Origin of the sequence: Micromonospora sp. Llam0, assembly GCF_003751085.1 — a bacterium.
Taxonomy (GTDB): Bacteria; Actinomycetota; Actinomycetes; order Mycobacteriales; family Micromonosporaceae; genus Micromonospora_E.
The window spans coordinates 4,080,131-4,099,752 of record NZ_RJJY01000001.1 but is presented as its reverse complement, the minus strand read 5'-3'; the positions used below and the strand labels follow the sequence as shown (position 1 = coordinate 4,099,752).

The following is a 19,622-nucleotide window of genomic DNA, read 5'->3' as shown; positions in this document are numbered from 1 at the left end:
GGCGGTTCGGCAGGAGGATGAGCGGACGTGGACCGGGAAACCGAGAAGGAACGCTGGCAGCGCAACTTCTCCGATCTGTTGCAGGAGCTGCGGGTCGCCCAGACCGGGGTGCAGATCCTCTTCGCGTTTCTGCTGACCCTGCCGTTCAGCAGCGGGTTCCCCGACACGAACGGGTTTCAACGGGACGTGTACGTGGTGGCGCTGCTGGCTGCGGCCGCCGCCGCAGCGTTGATCATCTCGCCGGTGGCGTTTCACCGGGTGCTCTTCCGACGCGGCCGCAAGCCGGAGCTGGTCCGGTTCGCCCACCGGATGGCCAGCGGCGGCCTCAGCCTGATGCTGGTCGCCATGGTCAGCTCGGTGCTGCTGGTCACCGACTTCATCCTGCCCCGACCGGTCGCGTTCGTGCTCAGCGGCCTCACCGGGGTGTGGTTCCTGATCTTCTGGGCCGCCCTGCCGTTCGTGCACCGTGGCTGGCTGGACGGCGACGAGGACGAGGAGGACGAGGAGGACGAGGGCAGCGACGGTGGTGCGGGTAGCGACGGCCGGTCAGCGCCGGCCACGTAGGCCCAACGCCCGCAGCTCCAGCTCCGCCAACGCGTCGGTGACCGCCGGGTCGCCCCGCCGCCACCCGGCGGCGACATCCGGGCCCAGCGCGGCGATGGTGCCGAGCGGGCGGGTGGTCAGCGCCCGCAGCGCCAGCAGATCCGACCCGGCCGGTACGCCGCGCAGTCGGGCCGCCGCGCTCGCCCGCCGGATCCAGCGCACCCGCAACGGCAACCAGCCGAACAGCACCAGGCCCAGCGGGAAGACCAGCATCGTGGCGGCCAGCACCAGGGCCAGCTCACCGACCAGGTCCTGCTGCTCCTGCCCGGCGGCGGCGACCGAACGGGCCGCCCCGGCGGCCTGCTCGAACGGCCCGGTCAGCTCGTCGCCGACCAGCGGCACCCGGCCGACCCGGCCGCCGACGTCGGCGAGGTTGTCGGCCAGCCCGGTGCCGGCGTTCTCCAGCGTCCGGCCCGCGCCGGCCAGCTCACCGACCCGGTCATGTAGCCAGGTGGCGGCACGGATCCACAGGTAGACCCAGACGACGACGATCAGGTCGGTGGCGAGTTGCCGGGCGGCGCGGGGAAAGCGGTCGGCGTAGATCTGCATGCGCACAGCGTGCCGTACGAGGACCGGAACCGCGCGTGCGCGGTCACGTCGTCGAGGTACGCCGGGCGGCGCATTTCGGGCAGGTCCCGAAGATCTCCATCGTGTGGCTGACCCCGACGTAGCCGTGCTGCGCCGCGATCCGTTCCGCCCAGCTCTCCACCGCCGGCCCGGCCACCTCGACCGCGCTGCCGCACGAGCGGCAGACCAGATGGTGGTGGTGGCCCTGGCTGCACCGCCGGTAGAGGTGCTCGCCGCCGGGCGGGCGCATCACGTCGACCTCGCCGGAGTCGGCCAGCCCTTGCAACGTCCGGTAGACCGTGGTCAGACCGACCCGGTCGCCCCGCTGGCGCAGCATGGCGTGCAGCTCCTGGGCGCTGTGGAAGCCGGCGAGCTCGTCGAGGATGGCGCTGACCGCGCTGCGTTGCCGGGTGTTGCGCACCGTCGAGGGCTCCGCGGTGCCGGGCGTGGTGTCTCCAGTCCTCATTCAAGGCCTCCGGGACTTCTGACCGGGCCGGAGCCGGCGGCTGTTCACCGGACCTCCCGGGCATGACTGACAGCGTCCGCGACGATGTGCGCGACGTGTTCGTCGACCAGCGCGTAGGCGATCTCCCGGCCACGTCGGGAGCCGTGCACCACCCCCGCGCCCCGCAGCACCCGCAGATGCTGTGACACCAGTGGCTGCGGCGCGCCGAGCTTCTGCACGAGTTCGTGGACACACCGCTCGCCCTGGGCGAGCTCGGTCACGATCGCCACCCGCAGCGGGGCCGAGAGCGCGCGCAGCAACTCGCTGGCGCTCTCGTACCCGTCGTAGCCGTTGGCCATCGTCACCCCGCAACGGTAACCAATACCGGAGCCGGATCGGCAGGCAGGCGGTTCAGCGGTGCTCGTCGCCGGGTCTGTACCAGGTCAGACGGGACGATCCGGGACCATCTCGGCGGGACGGTCCAGGACCACCTCGGGCGGTTCGACCTCGCGGGGCTGCCGGCGGTGGACGGCCAGCGTACCGGCCCGGCGACGCAGCAGCCGCCACGTCCCGGCACCGACGGCGGTGGCCGCGAAGGCGGCGATCGCCAGGATCACGATGGTCGCGCCCATCGCGGTGTCGGCGGTGCCGGCCAACCACACCCCGCAGCCGGCGGAGGCCGTACCGATGATCATCGCCATCGCCATGGTGCTGCGGAAGCCCCGGGTGATCTGCTGGGCGGTCGCCACCGGGACCACCATCAGCGCGCTGACCAGCAGCAGGCCGACCGCCCGCATGGCGATGGTGACGGTCACCGCGGTGGTCACCGCGATCAGCAGGTTGAGGGTGCGCACCGGCAGGCCGGAGACCCGGGCGTACTCCTCGTCGTGGCAGATGGCGAACAGCGCCGGCCGCAGCAGCAGCATCGCGGTCAGCACGACCGTGGCCAGCACCACGATCACCCACAGGTCCTCGACGGAGGCGGTGGTGAGCGAGCCGAAGAGGTACGCCATCAGGTTGGCGTTGCTGCGGTCGCCGGCCAGCCCGACCAGCATCACCCCACCGGCGATGCCGCCGTAGAAGAGCAGGGCCAGCGCCATGTCGCCGGAGGTACGCCCGCGTTCGCGCAGCAGCTCGATGGCGACCGCGCCGACCGCTGCGGCGATCACCGCGGTGAGCACCGGGGACCGGTCCAGCAGCAGACCGACGCCGACGCCGGTCAGCGCCACGTGGCCGACGCCGTCGCCGATCAGCGACATCCGACGCTGCACCAGGTAGATGCCGAGGGCCGGGGCGGCCAGACCGATGACCAGGGCCCCGATCAGGGCACGGATCATGAACTCGTACTGGAAGATGCTCATGCGCTCCACATCCGGGACGGCTCCACCGAAGCATGCGGATGGACGTGGTCGTGTCCGGGGTCCGCGTGGTGGCCGGCCGGCGCAGGCACCGGGCCGTCGTGCACCACCTCGCCGTGGTGCAGCACCACGGCCCGGTCGATCAGCGGTTGCAGCGGACCGAGCTCGTGGGCGACGAGGAGCACCGTACCGTTGCCGGCCACGAACGCGCCGAGCGCCCGGGCGAACGCCTCCTGGCTGGCCGCGTCGACCCCGGCGGTGGGTTCGTCGAGCACCAGCAGCTCCGGTTCGCCGGCCAGCGCGCGGGCGATCAGCGTGCGTTGCTGCTGGCCACCGGAGAGCGTGGCCACCGGGTCGCGGGTCCGGTCGGCGAGGCCGACGGCGGTCAGCGCCGCGGCGACGGCGGCCCGGTCGGCGGCACCGGCTGGCCGCAGTACGCCGCGACGGGCCAGCCGACCGGAGGCGACCACCTCGCCGACGGTGGCCGGTACGCCGCTGCCGGCACCGAGCCGTTGCGGGACGTAGCCGATCCGGTGCCACTGCCGGAACCGCCCCGCCGGCATCCCGAACAGGTGCACCGAGCCGCTGCGCAGCGGCACCAGCCCGAGCGCGGCGCGGATCAGGGTCGACTTGCCGGAGCCGTTGGCGCCCAGCAGCGCGACGACCTCACCGCTGGTCACGGTGAGGTCGACGGAGCGCAGTACGGTGCGGTTGTCGTAGCCGACCGCCCCGCGCGATACCTGGACGACGCTGGTGGTCACGAACATCCCAGGGCGGCGGTCAGATTGTTCAGATTGTTGTGCATCACCGAAAAATAGTCCCCGTCGGCGTCCGGCTGCAGTCCCTCGATCGGATCGAGCACCGCGGTCTCGGTGCCGGTCTCGTCGGCGATGGTCTCGGCGACGCTCGGGCTGACCAGGGTCTCGAAGAAGATCGTCGTCGCCTGGTGTTCCCGGGCCTCCTCGATCACCTCGGCGAGGCGCTGCGGCGTCGGCTCGTCCTCCGGGCTCAACCCGGTGATCCCGATCTGGTCGAGCTGGTAGCGGGCGGCCAGGTAGCCGAAGGCGGCGTGACTGGTGATGATCTCCCGGCGTTCGCAGTCGGCCAGCCGCTCGGTGTACTCGGTGTCCAGGGCCGCCAACTCGGTGCGCAGCGTGGCGGCGCGGGCGGTGAAGTCGGCGGCGTGGTCCGGGGCGACGGTGGCGAGACGCTCGGCCAGCGCGTCACCGACGGTGGCGAACCGGGTGGGGTCCAGCCACAGGTGCGGGTCCTTCGCACCGGTCTCCTCGGCGTGGTCGTCCGCCTCGTCGGTGTGGTCGTCGGCGGGTTCCTCCTCGGAGCCGTGCCCGTCCTCTTCGGGGTGCTCGTCGGCGCCGTCGTGGTCGTGGCTGTGCCCACCGTCGGTGGCGTCCAGCAGCGGTTCGACCTCCACCACGTCGAAGGCGTGGTCACCGGCCTCCTGCTCCACCGCGGCGTCGACGGCGGGCTGGAAGCCACTCAGGTAGACGACCAGGTCGGCGTCGCTGACCTCGCCGACCTGCCGAGGGCTGAGCTCCAGGTCGTGCGGCTCCGCTCCGGGGGGCGCGAGACCGGTCACCGTGACGGCGTCGCCGCCGATCCGTTCGGCCAGGAACTGCAAGGGGTAGAAGGCGGCTACCACGCCGACCGTTGCGTCGTCGGCGGACCCGTCGCCGCCGTCCTGGGCGCAGGCGGCGGTGCCGCCCAGGGCCAGCAGGGCACCTGCGGTGGTGGCGACGGTACGGCGGAAGAGGTGGCTGTGCATCAGGCAACTGTCCGTGGCGACGATAATGATTGTCAAAAACGCATGGTTGCATGATTCGGCGCCGCCCGCGACGAGCGGGCTGGAAGCCGGCTAGAAGATCTTGGCGAGGGCGACCGCCACCAGCAGGGTGAGCGCCACCAGGCGGAACATGCGTCCGGCCGCCGGCACCGCCGGCCAGCTGCGATGTAGCAACCAGACCAGCCCGGCGGCCAGCACCAGCAGCGCCGCCGCGCCGACGACGCCCGGCGCGAAGAGCCCGACCAGGACGAGGACCAGGGCGGCGAGAAACGCCCCGGTCGGGCTGATCCGCCCGGGGCGGACCGGCGGCGACGGCTGCGTAGGCTGCATCCGACCGACTCTAGTCAGGAGGGGATCGCCGTGTTGGTGGTCAACCGGTTCGCCGTGCCGGAGGCGGACACGCCCGGCTTCGTCGATCGCGCCCGGGCCGCGTTACGCGCCCTGGCCGGCCGCCCGGGGTACCGGCGCGGCGCACTGACCCGGGCGCTGGAGGACCCGCTCCGCTGGTGCCTGGTCACCGAGTGGGAGTCGGTGGGCACCTACCGGCGGGCGCTTGGCTCCTTCGAGGTGAAGGTGGACGCGACGCCGCTGCTCGCCGAATCGCTCGACGAACCGTCCGCGTACGAGGAACTGGTCACCGCCGGGCCCGGAGAAGAACCGGCAGCCCACAGCAGCGACCGGGCGGCGGAGCCGGGACGGTGAGCCGACGGGCACTACCCTTTGCCCATGACCGATCCCGGACCGGCGCAACCGCGCCCGCCGTCCGCCGCGCCCGACGGCCCGTCCCCGTGGCAGGCACCTTCGCCGTGGGCACCGCCGGACCGCCAGCCGCAGCCGCAGCCCGCTGCGACCGGACAGCCTGAGGCCGCAGCTGACGCCACGTCGGCTGCGCCTGACGCCACGCCGGCCGTCGGCACGGACACATTGGCTCCCGGTCCGACGTACCCGGTGCCGGCTGGTCCAGGAGTCGCGCCGCCGTTCGCCGCGCCGCCGGCCGAGGGCCGTACCGCGCGGGTCTGGATCGGGCTGGGCGTCGCGGCGCTCGCGCTGCTGCTGTGCTGCGGTGGTGGCACCGTCGCGCTGGTCGGACTGATCGTCACCGGTGCCGAAGCGATCGACGAACAGGCCCGGATCGCGGTCGGCGACTACTTCGAGGCGGTGAGCCAGCAGGACTTCGGCGCCGCGTACGACATGCTCTGCGCCGAGGCGCAGAGCCGCGAGTCGGCCAGTGAGTTCGCCCGGCGGCTCGCCACGGAGCCGGAGATCACTGCCTACGAGGTCGGTCAGGTCTCGGTCACCAGCCGGATCGTCGTACCGGTGGAGGTCGACTACGCCCGGGGCGGCGAGGACACCCTGCGGGTGTCGCTCAACCAGGACACCAGCACCGGTGAGCTAGAGGTCTGCGGCGTCGAGGGGTAGCCTCCGAACATCTGCCAGATCAGCCCGTCCGCACATCCCCGCCGGCCGCCAGCCGGTGTAGGAGCAGCGCATGCCAGCCGACCGCATCGACGCCGTGGCCAGTCTCGCCCACCGGCGTGGTTTCGCGTTCCCGTCTGGTGAGGTCTACGGTGGCCAGCCGGTCGCCTGGGACTACGGGCCACTCGGCGTGGAGCTCAAGGAGCATGTCCGCCGGCAGTGGTGGCGGACGGTGGTGCAGCACCGCGACGACGTCGTCGGCCTCGACGCGGCGGTCATCCAGCCGAGGCCGGTGTTCACCGCGTCCGGCCTGCTCGACACCTACACCCAGACCCGGGTCCGGTGCCGGGCCTGCGATCTCACCCAGCCGCTGGACCGGATCGTCGAGGCGTTCACCGTACGCCGGGAACAGCCGGCCGCCGCACTCGCCGAGCTCGCCTGTCCGAGCTGCGGCAGCAGGGGCAGCTTCACCGACCCGCAACGGGTCAACGGGCTGCTCGAGGTCTCGCCGGACCGGCCGGGACCACCGGACCGGTACTACCTGCGGCCGGAGGCGGCACCGGGCACCTTCGTGAACTTCGCCAACGTGATGATCGCCGCCCGTAAGAAGCCGCCGTTCGGCATCGCCCAGGTCGGCCGGGTCTTCCGCAACGTCGTCGGCCCCGGCGAGTTCCTGCTGCGCAGCCACGAGCGGGAGCGGATGGAGCTGGAGTACTTCGTCGAGCCCGGAACCGACGACGACTGGCTGGAGTACTGGGCGCAGCGGCGGTGGGAGTGGTACGTCGATCTGGGTCTCGCGCCACAGCAGTTGCGCCGTACCGAGATGCCCCTCGCCGGCCTGCCGCAGCACGCCAAGCGGATCGTCGAGATCGAATTCCAGCTCGGTGGCGCTTATCAGGAATTCGTGGTGCTGGAAGGGATCACGAACCGGGCCGACTACGATCTGACCGCGCACGCCAAGCATTCCGGTGCCGACCTTTCCTATTTCGACCAGGACCGGGGCGAGCGGTGGGTGCCGTACGCGATCGAGCCGGCGGCGGACCTCACCGCGACGGTCTTCGCCCTGCTGCTGGCGGCGTACGACGAGGACGAGGCACCGAACACCAAGGGTGGCGTCGACAAGCGGACCGTGCTCCGTCTCGACCCGCGGATCGCCCCGGTCAAGGTGGCGGTACTGCCGCTGTCGCGCAACGCCGACCTCTCGCCGAAGGCACGTGACCTGGGTGCCGCGCTGCGCCGCCGGTGGATGGTCGAGTTCGACGATTCGCAGGCCATCGGTCGCCGCTACCGGCGTCAGGACGAGATCGGTACGCCGTACTGCGTCACGGTCGACTTCGGGACACTGACCGACGACGCGGTGACCGTGCGGGACCGGGACACCATGGCGCAGCAGCGGGTGTCGCTGGACCAGGTCGAGCGGTACCTGCTGGAGCGGTTGCCGACCGGGTGATCAGCCATCCGGAGTGGTCGCCGACCGGCTGACCGACCCACCCGGGGCCGGCGCCGGGTGGGCCCGTGGAATCCTGGACGGCGTGTCTGTCACCGTGTCCCCACCGGCCGGCGGAGCCGCGCCGGTCCTGCCGCCGCTGCCGCTCGGTCGTCACCAGGTGTGGCCACCGGTGGTCCTGGCGCCGATGGCCGGGATCACCAACGTCGCCTTCCGCCGGCTGTGCCGCGAGCAGGGCGGCGGGCTGTACGTCTGCGAAATGATCACCACGCAGGCGCTGGTCGAGCGCAACCCGAAGACGCTGCGGATGATCGCGTTCGCGCCGTCCGAACGCCCCCGGAGCCTGCAGCTGTACGGCGTCGATCCGCAGGTCACCGCCGCCGCCGTGCGGATCGTGGTGGAACGTGACCTGGCCGATCACATCGACCTGAACTTCGGCTGCCCGGTACCCAAGGTCACCCGCAAGGGCGGCGGTGCGGCGTTGCCGTGGCGGCACCGGCTGTTCAGCCGGATCGTCGCCGGCGCGGTCCGGGCGGCCGCGCCCGCCGGGGTGCCGGTGACGGTCAAAATGCGTAAGGGCATCGACGACGATCACCTGACGTACCTGGACGCCGGGCTGGCCGCCCAGGAGGCCGGGGTCGCGGCGGTGGCGCTGCACGCCCGTACCGCCGCCCAGCGGTACTCGGGCACCGCCGACTGGGACGCGATCGGCCAGCTCAAGCAGGCACTGAGCGTGCCGGTGCTCGGCAACGGTGACATCTGGGAGGCCGACGACGCGGTGCGGATGGTGGCGCACACCGCCGCCGACGGGGTCGTCGTCGGCCGGGGCTGTCTGGGCCGGCCGTGGCTGTTCGCCGACCTGTCGGCGGCGTTCGAGGGCGGGTCCGGGCGGACCTTGCCGACCCTGGGCGCGGTCGCCGCCACCATGCGCCGGCACGCCGAGCTGCTGGTCGACTGGTTCGGCACCGGACGGGACGGGCGGGCCGACGCCGAGCGGGACGGCTGCACCGACTTTCGTAAGCACGTGGCCTGGTATCTGAAGGGCTTCCCGGTCGGCGGTGAGCTGCGCCGGGCCCTCGCCATGGTGTCCAGCCTGGCGGAGCTCGACGCGCTGCTGTCCAAGCTCGACCCGGCCGAGCCGTTCCCCCGGCACACGTTGGGCCAGCCGCGGGGCCGGACGAACTCGCCGGGCAAGGTCTTCCTGCCGTACGGGTGGCTGGCCAGCCGGGACGACGATTCCGTCCCGGCGGGGGCGGAGATCGCCGATTCCGGCGGCTGAAATCCGCCGACGGATCCCGTACTTCACACCGCTTCACCGGGGTGATCCAGCACACCGGTGAATGCGCGGAACTGCGCACGGAAGCGCTCCCAGAACGCCCATCCGATCGCCACCTGTGTCGTTTCCTGTGCGGCTGGTCACCCACTACTGTCGGCTGACCTCCCTGGTCGCTTAACCTGCGCCAACCAATGGCCATTGGTGAACCATCGTTCAGCGCCGAACGGCACATGGGAGGCCAACAATGGCGGAATCCGGCGGACCGGGCGACCCGTCCCGACAGACAACCGATCACCACAGGTACGTCTACGACTTCACCGAGGGAAACCGTGACCAGCGGGATCTGCTCGGCGGCAAGGGGGCGAACCTGGCCGAGATGACCAACCTCGGCCTGCCGGTCCCACCCGGCTTCACCATCACCACCGAGGCGTGCCGGGCCTACCTGGCGACCGGCGCGGTACCGCCGGATCTGCCCGACCAGATCGCCGCCGCCCTGGACCGGCTGGAGCGCCAGCGCGGAAAACGGCTCGGTGACCCGGCCGACCCGCTGCTGGTCTCGGTCCGCTCCGGGGCCAGGTTCTCCATGCCGGGAATGATGGAGACGGTGCTCAACGTGGGCCTCAACGACGAGTGCGTGGCAGGGCTCGCCGCCCAGGCCGGCGGTGACGAACGGTTCGCCTGGGACTCCTACCGCCGGCTGGTCCAGATGTTCGGCCGAACGGTCTGCGGGGTCCCGGGGGAGGAGTTCGACCAGGCGCTGGAGGCGGCCAAGCGGGCCACCGGCTCCGACGACGATCTCGCGCTGGACGCCGACGCGCTGCGCGGACTGGTCCGGGCGTACCAGAAGATCTTTTTCGCGCACACCGGCCGGGACTTCCCGCAGGACCCCCGCGAGCAGCTCGACCTGGCGATCCGGGCGGTCTTCGACTCGTGGAACGCCGACCGGGCGGTGATCTACCGGCGTCAGGAGCGGATCCCCGCCGAGCTCGGCACCGCGGTCAACGTGGTCGCGATGGTCTTTGGCAACCTGGGGCCGGACTCCGGCACCGGCGTCGCCTTCACCCGCGACCCGGCCAGCGGTGACCAGGGGGTCTACGGCGACTACCTGGCCAACGCGCAGGGCGAGGACGTGGTCGCCGGGATCCGCAACACGCTGCCGCTGCAGGAGCTGGCCCGGCTCGACCCCCGCTCGTACGACGAGCTGCTGACCATCATGGCCCGGCTGGAGAACCACTACCGGGACCTGTGCGACATCGAGTTCACCATCGAACGCGGCAAGCTGTGGATGCTGCAGACCCGGGTCGGCAAGCGGACCGCCGCCGCCGCGTTCGTCATCGCCAGCCAGCTGGTCGACGAGGGGATCATCGATCTGGACGAGGCGCTGCACCGGGTCAGCGGGGCGCAGCTGGCGCAGCTGATGTTCCCCTGCTTCGACCTGTCCGACGCGCCGCCGACGATCGCCACCGGGATCGGTGCCTCGCCGGGTGCGGCGGTCGGCAGGGTCGTCTTCGACTCGGCCCGGGCGGTCGAGCTGGCCCGGCAGGGGGACCAGGTGGTCCTGGTCCGGCGGGAGACCAACCCCGACGACCTGCCCGGCATGATCGCCGCGCAGGGCATTCTGACCAGCCGGGGCGGCAAGACCAGCCACGCCGCCGTGGTGGCCCGGGGGATGGGCAAGACCTGCCTGTGCGGGGCCGACGCCCTCGACATCGACGCCGGGGCCGGTCGGTTCATCGTCGGCGACCAGATCGTCTCCGAAGGTGACGTGGTGTCGATCGACGGCACCAGCGGCTGCCTGTACCTCGGTGCGGTGCCGGTGCGCCCGTCCGAGGTGGTGCAGTACTTCGAAGGCACCGTCGACCCGGCGAGCACCACCGACCCGCTGGTGCTCGCCGTACACCGGATCCTGTCCCACGCCGACGACCGGCGGCGGCTGGCGGTGCGCACGAACGCCGACACCGGCGCAGACGCGGCCCGGGCCCGGCGGTTCGGCGCCGAGGGGATCGGGCTCTGCCGCACCGAACACATGTTCCTCGGCGACCGCCGGGAGCTGGTGGAGCGGTTGATCCTGGCCCGTGACGAGGCGGAGCGTGCGGCCGCGCTGGCCGAACTGCTGCCTCTGCAGCGGGCCGACTTCCGGGAGATCTTCCAGGAGATGGACGGGCTGCCGGTCACCGTACGGCTGATCGACCCGCCGCTGCACGAGTTCCTGCCGTCGCTGGAGGAACTGGCCGTGTCGGTCGCCCTGGCGCAGGCCCGGGGTCAGGACGCCGGCCGTGACACGGCCCTGCTCGCCGCGGTGCGCCGGATGCACGAACAGAATCCGATGCTCGGGCTCCGTGGCGTGCGGCTCGGCCTGGTCATCCCGGGGTTGTTCGCGATGCAGGTGCGGGCGATCACCGAGGCGGCCGTCGAGTTGGCCGCCGCCGGGCGCGATCCGCGCCCGGAGATCATGGTCCCGCTGGTCGGTGCGGTCCAGGAACTGGAGACGGTACGCGCGGAAGCCGACCGGATCATCGCCGAGGTGCTCGGCGACCGGTCGGTCGAGATCCTGATCGGCACCATGATCGAGGTGCCCCGGGCCGCGTTGACCGCCGGTCAGCTCGCCGGATCGGCGCAGTTCTTCTCCTTCGGCACCAACGACCTGACCCAGATGGGCTGGGGATTCTCCCGTGACGACGTGGAGGGCGCGTTCTTCTGGCGTTACCTGGAGCTGGGCATCTTCGGCATCTCGCCGTTCGAGTCGATCGACCGGGACGGGGTGGGTCGGCTGGTGCGGATCGCCGTCGAGGAGGGCCGCGTCGCCCGGCCCGGCCTGAAGATCGGGGTCTGCGGCGAGCACGGCGGCGACCCCGACTCGGTGCACTTCTTCCACGAGGCGGGCCTGGACTACGTGTCCTGCTCGCCGTTCCGGGTGCCGGTGGCCCGGCTGGAGGCCGGCCGGGCGACGGTCGAGTCGACCGGCTCGGACAGCCGCTGACCGACCGGCGGTCAAGAGTGGCCCGACCGGTGGCGAAGAGCGGCCGGGCACCCTGGGGGGCGAGAGGGTGCCCGGCCGCCGCCTCGGCCGACGCCGACCGGTACCGCCTCGGCCGACGCCGGTAGGCGTGGCCTCGGCCGGTGCTGCCTTGGTCGGCGTCGGTCAGAACCGGCGGCGCGGTAGCGCCGGGTTGTACGGCAGGGTCGCCATCGGGGTGCGGACCGCCAGCGGCGCGTGGTTGTCCAGCAGGCCCGGTACCGGTGCCGCGACGTTGCCGGCCGGTTTGCTGCGCAGCAGCTCGCCGATCGACCGGGCGGCCCGGCGGCCATGCGCGTGCAGCAGGCCCGGATCGGTGCCCGGTCCGGCGAGTACGGCGAGCAGCGCCCGGTCGCCCACCGGGTAGAGGGCGACCTGGCCACGGTTGCCGTGGATGACGGTCTCCCGCAGGTCACCGTGGCCGGCGGTCATCGCGAACCGCCGCCCCAGGCCGACGCTGGCGGCGGCCAGCGCGGCGATGCTCTCCGCTTCGGCGTTGGCGAGGTCGTGGGTGATCAGCAGGCCGTCCACCCCGGTCAGTACGGAGCCGGTCACGTCGGGCACCCGGCGGCGTAGCCCGTTCAGCTCGGTAACGATGGCGGTGTCAGTGTCCACCGGCGGTCTCCTTCACTCGATCGTCCGGTTGGCTGGTCGCCGACCTTCGTCCCGACCGACCCGCCGCAGGCGTACGGGCGGGTGGTGGCCGGGCGGGGAGGGCGACCGCGGTCGGCGCGGCGTCGGCGACGTTGCGCGCCGCGCGACGGTGGGGCGCAGGTTCCGCCACCGGGCCGGGTGGGGTGCCGGCGGGCCTCGGTCGGTCGATGATCGACACCAGCGGGTTGTCCAATCGTCCGGTCGAGGCGGCAGTGACGATGTGCTCCTGGCACGTTACCGCAGGCGATGTTTCTTTGTGGACCCGTAACCATCGGCAATCGGACAGCAACTGATAACTGATCGGCTATTGCGAACGATCATCAAACTGACTTCGGGTGTTTGGCCCGTCACCCTGCCGGGTCGGTGGTGGCCGCCGTACCGTAGGCCTGGAACCGGGTTCCGTACGACCTCAGGAGGTGGCCGGTGGCAAGTCAGTGGGAGAACCTGGTGGTCGACGCCCACGACCCGGCCCGGCTGGCCAGATGGTGGGCGCAGGCGCTCGGCTACCAGATCGTGCACGAGGCGCCGGACGAGGTGGAGATCCGGCGGGCGCCGGACCAACTGCCCGGGCTGATCTTCGTCCCGGTGCCGGAGAGCAAGCAGTTGAAGAACCGGCTGCACATCGACCTGCGTCCGACGGATCAGGCAGCGGAGGTCGAGCGGCTGGTCGACATGGGTGCCCGCCGGGTCGACATCGACCAGGGAGACGTCACCTGGATGGTGCTGGCGGATCCGGAGGGCAACGAGTTCTGCGTGCTCAGCGGACGTGGCTGAGCGACCCGCTCGACTGCGGCCTGCAGCAGCAGCAGGAAGGTCCGGCCGTCCGGCCCGTCGCCGAACCCCAGCCAGCAGGACTCGGGCCGGCCGTGGATCTGCCAGCGGGCGGTGACCAGGATGCCGTCCGCCGCCGGCAGGGCCAGCGCCAGCGTGGCCAGTCGGGCCGACCGGGCGTAGCCGTGCGGCGGATCGTCCCCGGCCGTGACCAGGTGCCGGCCGAGCAGGATGTCGACCCGATGATGACGGTGCGGTGGTCGCGTCGATCCGGTCGGGCCGGTCGAACTGGTCAGACAGCAGGCGCTGGCGCCGGCCAGCTCTCCCATGAGCTGGCCGGCGCAGTGCTCCTCGACGGCGTACCGCATCGGTTCGGCGACATCGCAGATGTGTACGAGCCGGCTGGTACGGATCCACCCCTGGTCAGCCACGTCCCGATTGTGGGCTGGCCGGTACGGGTCCCGCAGGGTCGACGTCAACATCACGACACAAACCGGAAATCATCCCGAAATCGTTACCTGATCGGGTGACGGCATCCGCCGCCCCGACGGGTCCGGTTCGCCGCCCCGCCAGGGCGTTAGGCTGCTGAAGGTGAGTGCCTCTCCGGACGGCCCGGCGGCTGGTCGCGCCGCCGACTCGCACCGTCTGGTGCCGGAGCCGGCCAAGGACACCGGCTACGGGCGCAGCCCGTACGAGCGGGACCGGGCCCGGGTGCTGCACTCGGCCGGGTTCCGGCGGCTGGCGGCCAAGACCCAGGTGCATCTGGCGGACCCGAGCGGCGCGGACGGCGTACCCCGGACCCGGTTGACCCATTCGCTGGAGGTCGCGCAGATCGCCCGCGAGATGGGTGCCCGGCTCGGCTGTGACCCGGACGTGGTGGACGTCGCGGGTCTGGCCCACGACCTCGGACACCCGCCCTTCGGACACAACGGTGAGCGGGCGCTGGACGAGGTCGCCGCCGGCTACGGCGGCTTCGAGGGCAACGCGCAGACGCTGCGGGTGCTCACCCGGCTGGAAGCCAAGGTGATCGGTCCGTCCGGCGACTCCGTCGGGCTCAACCTCACCCGGGCCTCGCTCGACGCGACCTGCAAGTACCCCTGGCCACGGAGGCCCGGCGAGCGCAAGTTCGGGGTGTACGCCGACGACCAGCCGGTGTTTACCTGGCTGCGCGACGGCGCGCCCGACGGCCGGCGGCGCTGCCTGGAAGCGCAGGTGATGGACTGGGCCGACGACGTCGCGTACTCGGTGCACGACCTGGAGGACGGTATCCATGGCGGCTACATCGACCTCGGTCGGCTGATCGCGGACCCTGACGAACAGGCCGCGCTGGCGGCTGACGTCGCCGCGGTGTACTCCACCGAGTCCGCCGACGACCTGGCCGGCATCCTGGCCGAGTTGCTGGCCCGACCGGAGTTGCGGCTGCTGGTCGGCTACGACGGCGGCCACCCGGCCCAGGCGGCGCTGAAGGGCACGACCAGCATGCTCACCGGGGCGTTCGTCGCAGCCGCGGTGTCGGCCACCCGGGAGCGCTTCGGCGGGCTGCCGGTGCGGCGGTACGCGGCCGATCTGGTGGTGCCCCGGGTGGTGCGCGCCCGGTGTGCGTTGTTGAAAGGGCTGGCGTTGCGCTACGTGATGCGTCGGCCCGGTGCCGCCGCCGGCTATCTGCGGCAGCGGGAGGTGCTCGCCGAACTCGTCGAGGCGTTGACCGCGTACGCCCCGGCCGGTCTGGACCCGGTCTTTCTCCCATTGTGGTCGGACGCGCCGGATGACCGGGCCCGGGCCCGGGTGATCATCGATCAGGTCGCGTCACTCACCGATCTGGCGGCGATCTCCTGGCACCGGCGGCTGACCCGGCCGGCGGGGCGGCCGGGTCCGACCCGCGTCTGATCCGGCACGGGGCCGGTCGGTGGTCTCCGGTCGGCCGGGGTTCCGGCAGATGGCTCACTCAGCCCTCGGCCGGCGGGCGGACCGCGACCAGGTCTGCGGCGAGCAGCGCCGACCACCAGGTTTCGACGTTCGACAGCGATCCGGAGATGATCCGTGGCTGGTCGCCCTCGGTGAGCAGGGTCAGGGCCGAGCCGTCCGGCCAGGCCAGCACCCAGCCGGCGATGTGCGGAAGTTCGTCCTCCGGTGCCAGCTCGGCGTCCCGGCTGCGGTAGAGGGCACACAGTCGGGGTGCTTCGTCGAGGGCGATCACGTCCAGGTGGTCGGTGGCGCTGGTCTCGGGCAGCAGCTGGGGCATGGGGGTGCCTCCTCCTTCGGGCTGGGGATCCGGCAATGTAGACAAGACACAGTGAATCGTGAAGAAAGAGAAACAAGCCAGCGAACGGTTCACTAGGTACGACACAGACAGTATTGCCCTGGTTACAGGGAAGGACAAGGTCTGTTCTTCGGCGAGGCGTGGAAAGTGCGTATTGACAGAAGCCTGCCTGGTCAGGGCGGGGTTCGGGAGGTCTGCCGCAGCCGGTGGGGTGCCGGAACCCGGCTCCCGGCACCCGCACCGTCGGTGATGGTGGCGGCAGGGCAGGATGTACCTCGAAGGAGGGCGGCAGAGCATGGCTGGTCGGATCCGGGACGAGGACATCTCGCTGGTGCGGGAGCGTACGTCGATCGCCGACATCATCTCGGAGAGCGTCACGCTGAAGTCGGCCGGTGGCGGCAACCTCAAAGGGCTCTGCCCCTTCCACGACGAGAAGACGCCGTCGTTCACCGTGGCACCCGGCCGGAACGTGTACTTCTGTCACGGTTGCGGCAAGGGTGGGGACGCGATCACCTTCCTGATGGAGGCCGAGCACCTCACCTTCGTCGAGTCGGTGGAGCGGCTCGCCGCCCGCGCCGGGATCCAACTGCGCTACATCGAGGCCGGTCCCGCGCCGGTACGCCAGCAGACCGGTCAGCGGCAACGGCTGACCGCGGCACACGCCGCAGCGGTCGAGTTCTACGTCGACCGGCTGACCGACCCGGCGGCCCGGCCGGCCCGCGAGTTCCTCGCCCGCCGGGGGTTCGACCGGGCGACCGCCGAGCGGTACGCGTGCGGCTTCGCCCCGGACGCCTGGGACGAGCTGACCCGGCACCTGCGCCAGCGGGGCTACACCGCCCAGGAGCTGATCACCGCGGGGCTGGCCCGCCAGGCCCGGTCCGGCTCGTTGATCGACCGCTTCCGGCGCCGCCTGCTGTGGCCGATCCGGGAACTCGGCGGCGACGTCATCGGCTTCGGCGCGCGCAAGCTCTTCGACGACGACGACGGACCCAAGTACCTGAACACCCCGGAGACCCCGATCTACAAGAAGTCCCACGTGCTGTACGGGATCGACCAGGCGAAGCGGGAGATCGCCCGGCAGGGCAGGGCGGTGATCGTCGAGGGCTACACCGACGTGATGGCCTGCCACCTGGCCGGGGTGCCGACCGCCGTCGCGACCTGCGGCACCGCCTTCGGGGCGGACCACATCGGCGTACTGCGCCGGCTGCTGATGGACACCGAGGCCGTCGCCGGGGAGATCATCTTCACCTTCGACGGGGACGCCGCCGGGCAGAAGGCGGCGCTGCGTGCGTTCGAGGAGGACCAGCGCTTCGTCGGGCGTACCTTCATCGCGGTCAGCCCGGACAACATGGATCCGTGCGATCTGCGCCTGGCAAAGGGCGACCTCGCCGTGCGCGACCTGGTCGCGCGCCGGGAACCGCTGGTCGACTTCGCGCTGCGGCAGGTACTCAGCCGGTTCGACCTGGACACCGTCGACGGCCGGGTGGAGGCGATGCGGCGGGCCGCGCCGCTGGTGGCAAAGCTCAAGGACAGGGACAAACGCCCGGAGTACGTGCGCAAGCTCGCCGGCGACCTCGGCATGGAGATCGAACCGGTGCAGCGGGCGGTGCTCGCGGCGGTGGCCGGGCCGCAGCGGACCGCCGGCGGCCGAGGCGCGGTGCCCGCGCCGGCGGCACCGAAGCCGCGCAACGAGCCGGATGATCCTCAGACCCTGGTCGAACGGGAGGCGTTGAAGCTCGGGCTCCAGGTGCCGGTGCTCGCCGGTCCGATGTTCGACAACCTCGGCGCGGAGGTCTACCAGCATCCGGTACACGCCGTGCTGCGAGACGCGATGGCGCAGGCCGGCGGGGCCGCGGCCGCCGCCACCGGAGCGGTGTGGATCGAGCGGGTCCGGGACAACTGTGCCGACCTCGCGGCCCGGGCGTTGGTTGCCGAGCTGGCGGTGGAACCGCTGCACGTCGACCGGGACGCGGACCCGTACTACGTCTCGGTGACCCTGGCCCGCCTGCAGTGGGGGGCGGTCACCACCCGGATCCGGGAGCTGAAGTCGAAGGTTCAGCGGATCAATCCGGTGACCAACCAGGACGAGTATCTGACCCTGGCCGGGGAGCTGTTCTCCCTGGAACAGCATGCGCGCGCGCTGCGCGAACAAGCCGTGGGAGGGTTGTGACGGTGTGGAGTCTGTTTCGGCGGAGCGCACGGCTGCCGGCCGACCAGCGGCCGCCGCTGGACCGTGACGAGCGGTTACTGGCCTGGAGCGGGACCGCGACCGGCGCGCTGGTCGTCACCAACCGGGGCCTGTGGTTGCCGGGCCGCGACACCCGGCTCGGCTGGCACCAGGTGCACAAGGCGGTCTGGTCGGGCGAGACGCTGGTCGTCACGCCGGCCGAGACGGTGTCGGAGCACGACGGCTACACCGTCGTCGCCGACGGACCGGCGATCTCGATCGACCTGTCGGACCCGGGGGACCTCCCGGACCAGGTCCGGACCAGGGTGACCCGGTCGGTCGGCTACAGCGTGCACCACCAGCTGGACGGTGGCGGGGCTCGGGTGGTGGGCCGGCGGGTGTCCGGCATCGACGGCCTGAGCTGGACGGTGCGCTACGACGCCGGCGTCGACACCGACGCGGCCTGGCTGCCGGACCGGACCGCCGAACTGGTGGCCGCGGCCAGGGCGTCGGTCGAGCAGCAGCCGTGACCGCCTGTCGCGGGGGAGCCGTCCGGTAGCCGGTGCGCCCGGGCCGGTACGTCGGCTCAGCTGGCGGTGAAGACGTGGTCGCTGATCATCCTGGTGGCGCCGATCAGACCGGCCTGGTCGCCCAGCTCGGACAGGACGATCGGCATGTCGCCGGTGGCCAGCGGCAGTGAGCTGCGGTAGACGACGCCTCGGATCTCGGCCAGCAACGCGTGGCCCATCCCGGCGAGCCCGCCGCCGATCACCACCATTCCCGGGTTGAAGAAGCTCACCAGCCGGGCCAGCACCTGGCCGACGCGTCGTCCACCGTCGCGGACCATGCCGACCGCGACCGGGTCGCCGGCGGCGGCCGCCCGGGTGACGTCCAGCGCGGTGAGCGTGCCGATCCGGGCGAGTTGCTCGGCGAGCTGGTCGGAACGCCCGGCTCGGGCGGCGGCGACCGCGTCGCGGGTCAGCGCCGCACCGCCGAAGTACGCCTCCAGGCAGCCGACGTTGCCGCAGAGGCACTGCGGCCCGTTCTCGTCGACGGCGGTGTGGCCGATGTCGCCGGCGCAACCGTTCGCGCCCCGGTAGACGTCTCCGTCGACCACTATCCCGGCGCCGATCCCGGCGCCGATCTTGACGAACAGGAAGTCGTCGAACGAACGGGCGATGCCGGCGTGCTTCTCACCGAGCGCCATGATGTTGACGTCGTTGTCGACCAGCACCGGGCAGCCGAGTTCGGTGCTGAACATCTCCCGTACCGGAAAGCGGTGCCAACCCGGCATGAACGGTGGCGAGACCGGCACACCTTCGTGGAAACTGACCGGACCGGGCACCCCGATGCCGGCGCCGGTGAACCGCGTGGTTCCCGAGTCGGCGGCCAGTTTGGTGATCAGTTCGAGGGCCTGCGCGATAACCGTCGTCGGCCCCTGGCGCAGTTCGGTGCGCTCGGTCAGCCGGGCCACGACCTGCAGCTCGCCGTCGGTGAGCGCCACGTCCAGGGTGCTCGCGCCGATGTCGATGCTGAGGAAGCGGGTGGCGGCGGCGATCCGGACGATCGACGACGGACGACCGCCGCGGGACGCGGCCGGACCGGCGGTCTCCACCAGACCCCGCTCGATCATCCGGTCGAGCTCGGTGGCCACCTTCGACCTGGAGAGGCCGACCGCGTCGCCGAGCTCGGCGCGCGAGCACGGGCCGTCGCGGAGCAGACGCAGGATCTGCGCCTGGTGCGTGTTCTCCGGCCACACTCCCAACACGTTGGTCACATCGTCCTTTACCTGGGTCCGGCACGTGGCGTCGTCCGACGTGGAGTGCCGGTGGACACGCGGG

General features: G+C 71.8%; 20 protein-coding genes. 10 read left to right on the top strand and 10 right to left on the bottom strand.

Annotated elements, in window-relative coordinates; all coding sequences use genetic code 11:
- The first annotated feature begins 27 nt into the window (after positions 1-27).
- On the top strand, positions 28-564 hold the full coding sequence (locus EDC02_RS17890) for a DUF6328 family protein (protein WP_123602951.1): 537 nt from the start codon (positions 28-30) through the stop codon (positions 562-564).
- Here EDC02_RS17890 and EDC02_RS17885 read toward each other — a convergent pair.
- The 7 genes from EDC02_RS17885 to EDC02_RS17855 all read right to left on the bottom strand — a co-directional run bounded on the left by EDC02_RS17885 (position 547) and on the right by EDC02_RS17855 (position 5,104).
- A complete protein-coding gene (locus EDC02_RS17885; protein WP_123602950.1) occupies positions 547-1,152 on the bottom strand; it encodes a hypothetical protein in 606 nt (201 codons plus the stop codon). The two genes, EDC02_RS17890 and EDC02_RS17885, sit on opposite strands and share 18 nt — an antisense overlap.
- 43 nt (positions 1,153-1,195) lie before the next feature.
- Complete coding sequence (locus EDC02_RS17880) at positions 1,196-1,636, bottom strand: Fur family transcriptional regulator (protein ID WP_123602949.1); 441 nt, start codon at positions 1,634-1,636, stop codon at positions 1,196-1,198.
- Between the two features lie 44 nt (positions 1,637-1,680).
- Positions 1,681-1,974 carry an ArsR/SmtB family transcription factor gene (locus tag EDC02_RS17875; RefSeq protein ID WP_370461550.1) on the bottom strand — a complete coding sequence of 98 codons (294 nt, stop codon included), beginning with the start codon at positions 1,972-1,974 and terminating at the stop codon, positions 1,681-1,683.
- 84 nt (positions 1,975-2,058) lie between these two features.
- Complete coding sequence (locus EDC02_RS17870) at positions 2,059-2,976, bottom strand: metal ABC transporter permease (protein WP_123602947.1); 918 nt, start codon at positions 2,974-2,976, stop codon at positions 2,059-2,061.
- Complete coding sequence (locus tag EDC02_RS17865; RefSeq protein WP_123604899.1) at positions 2,973-3,734, bottom strand: metal ABC transporter ATP-binding protein; 762 nt, start codon at positions 3,732-3,734, stop codon at positions 2,973-2,975. The genes EDC02_RS17870 and EDC02_RS17865 overlap by 4 nt, the downstream gene beginning before the upstream one ends.
- Positions 3,731-4,756, bottom strand: coding sequence for a metal ABC transporter substrate-binding protein (locus EDC02_RS17860; RefSeq protein ID WP_123602946.1), 1,026 nt, complete (start codon positions 4,754-4,756; stop codon positions 3,731-3,733). Before EDC02_RS17860 ends, EDC02_RS17865 begins: the two co-directional genes overlap by 4 nt.
- Positions 4,757-4,846: 90 nt before the next feature.
- Positions 4,847-5,104 (bottom strand): DUF6703 family protein, encoded by a 258-nt coding sequence (locus EDC02_RS17855; protein ID WP_123602945.1) that lies wholly within the window; start codon positions 5,102-5,104, stop codon positions 4,847-4,849.
- 30 nt (positions 5,105-5,134) lie between these two features.
- Between EDC02_RS17855 and EDC02_RS17850 the strand changes: the two genes are divergently transcribed.
- From EDC02_RS17850 to ppdK, 5 genes are all read left to right on the top strand, one after another.
- Positions 5,135-5,476: an antibiotic biosynthesis monooxygenase gene (locus tag EDC02_RS17850; protein ID WP_123602944.1), complete on the top strand. Its 342-nt coding sequence runs from the start codon at positions 5,135-5,137 to the stop codon at positions 5,474-5,476.
- A gap of 246 nt (positions 5,477-5,722) precedes the next feature.
- Positions 5,723-6,193, top strand: a complete 471-nt coding sequence (locus tag EDC02_RS17845) for a hypothetical protein (protein WP_123604898.1) — start codon at positions 5,723-5,725, stop codon at positions 6,191-6,193.
- A gap of 70 nt (positions 6,194-6,263) precedes the next feature.
- Positions 6,264-7,640 (top strand): glycine--tRNA ligase, encoded by a 1,377-nt coding sequence (locus EDC02_RS17840; protein WP_123602943.1) that lies wholly within the window; start codon positions 6,264-6,266, stop codon positions 7,638-7,640.
- Between the two features lie 127 nt (positions 7,641-7,767).
- Complete coding sequence (gene dusB / locus EDC02_RS17835; protein WP_255500587.1) at positions 7,768-8,916, top strand: tRNA dihydrouridine synthase DusB; 1,149 nt, start codon at positions 7,768-7,770, stop codon at positions 8,914-8,916.
- A 241-nt stretch (positions 8,917-9,157) separates the two neighbouring features.
- The gene (gene ppdK, locus EDC02_RS17830) at positions 9,158-11,893 is read left to right on the top strand and encodes a pyruvate, phosphate dikinase (RefSeq protein ID WP_123602942.1); all 2,736 of its coding nucleotides are present in this window, start codon (positions 9,158-9,160) and stop codon (positions 11,891-11,893) included.
- Positions 11,894-12,055: 162 nt separating this feature from the next.
- On the opposite strand, the gene EDC02_RS17825 is transcribed toward ppdK, so the two are convergent.
- The gene (locus tag EDC02_RS17825) at positions 12,056-12,544 is read right to left on the bottom strand and encodes a roadblock/LC7 domain-containing protein (protein ID WP_123602941.1); all 489 of its coding nucleotides are present in this window, start codon (positions 12,542-12,544) and stop codon (positions 12,056-12,058) included.
- Positions 12,545-13,006: 462 nt separating this feature from the next.
- Here EDC02_RS17825 and EDC02_RS17820 point away from each other — a divergent pair, with 462 nt between their 5' ends.
- Positions 13,007-13,357 carry a VOC family protein gene (locus tag EDC02_RS17820; protein ID WP_123602940.1) on the top strand — a complete coding sequence of 117 codons (351 nt, stop codon included), beginning with the start codon at positions 13,007-13,009 and terminating at the stop codon, positions 13,355-13,357.
- 588 nt (positions 13,358-13,945) lie between these two features.
- The gene (locus tag EDC02_RS17815; protein ID WP_123602939.1) at positions 13,946-15,241 is read left to right on the top strand and encodes a deoxyguanosinetriphosphate triphosphohydrolase; all 1,296 of its coding nucleotides are present in this window, start codon (positions 13,946-13,948) and stop codon (positions 15,239-15,241) included.
- Between the two features lie 58 nt (positions 15,242-15,299).
- On the opposite strand, the gene EDC02_RS17810 is transcribed toward EDC02_RS17815, so the two are convergent.
- A complete protein-coding gene (locus EDC02_RS17810; protein ID WP_123602938.1) occupies positions 15,300-15,596 on the bottom strand; it encodes a hypothetical protein in 297 nt (98 codons plus the stop codon).
- A gap of 286 nt (positions 15,597-15,882) precedes the next feature.
- Here EDC02_RS17810 and dnaG point away from each other — a divergent pair, with 286 nt between their 5' ends.
- A complete protein-coding gene (gene dnaG, locus EDC02_RS17805) occupies positions 15,883-17,784 on the top strand; it encodes a DNA primase (protein ID WP_123602937.1) in 1,902 nt (633 codons plus the stop codon).
- A gap of 2 nt (positions 17,785-17,786) precedes the next feature.
- Complete coding sequence (locus EDC02_RS17800; protein WP_199757669.1) at positions 17,787-18,311, top strand: hypothetical protein; 525 nt, start codon at positions 17,787-17,789, stop codon at positions 18,309-18,311.
- A 56-nt stretch (positions 18,312-18,367) separates the two neighbouring features.
- Here the strand turns inward: EDC02_RS17800 and EDC02_RS17795 are convergent, their stop codons facing one another.
- Positions 18,368-19,558, bottom strand: a complete 1,191-nt coding sequence (locus EDC02_RS17795; RefSeq protein WP_370461463.1) for an ROK family protein — start codon at positions 19,556-19,558, stop codon at positions 18,368-18,370.
- Positions 19,559-19,622: the final 64 nt, after the last annotated feature.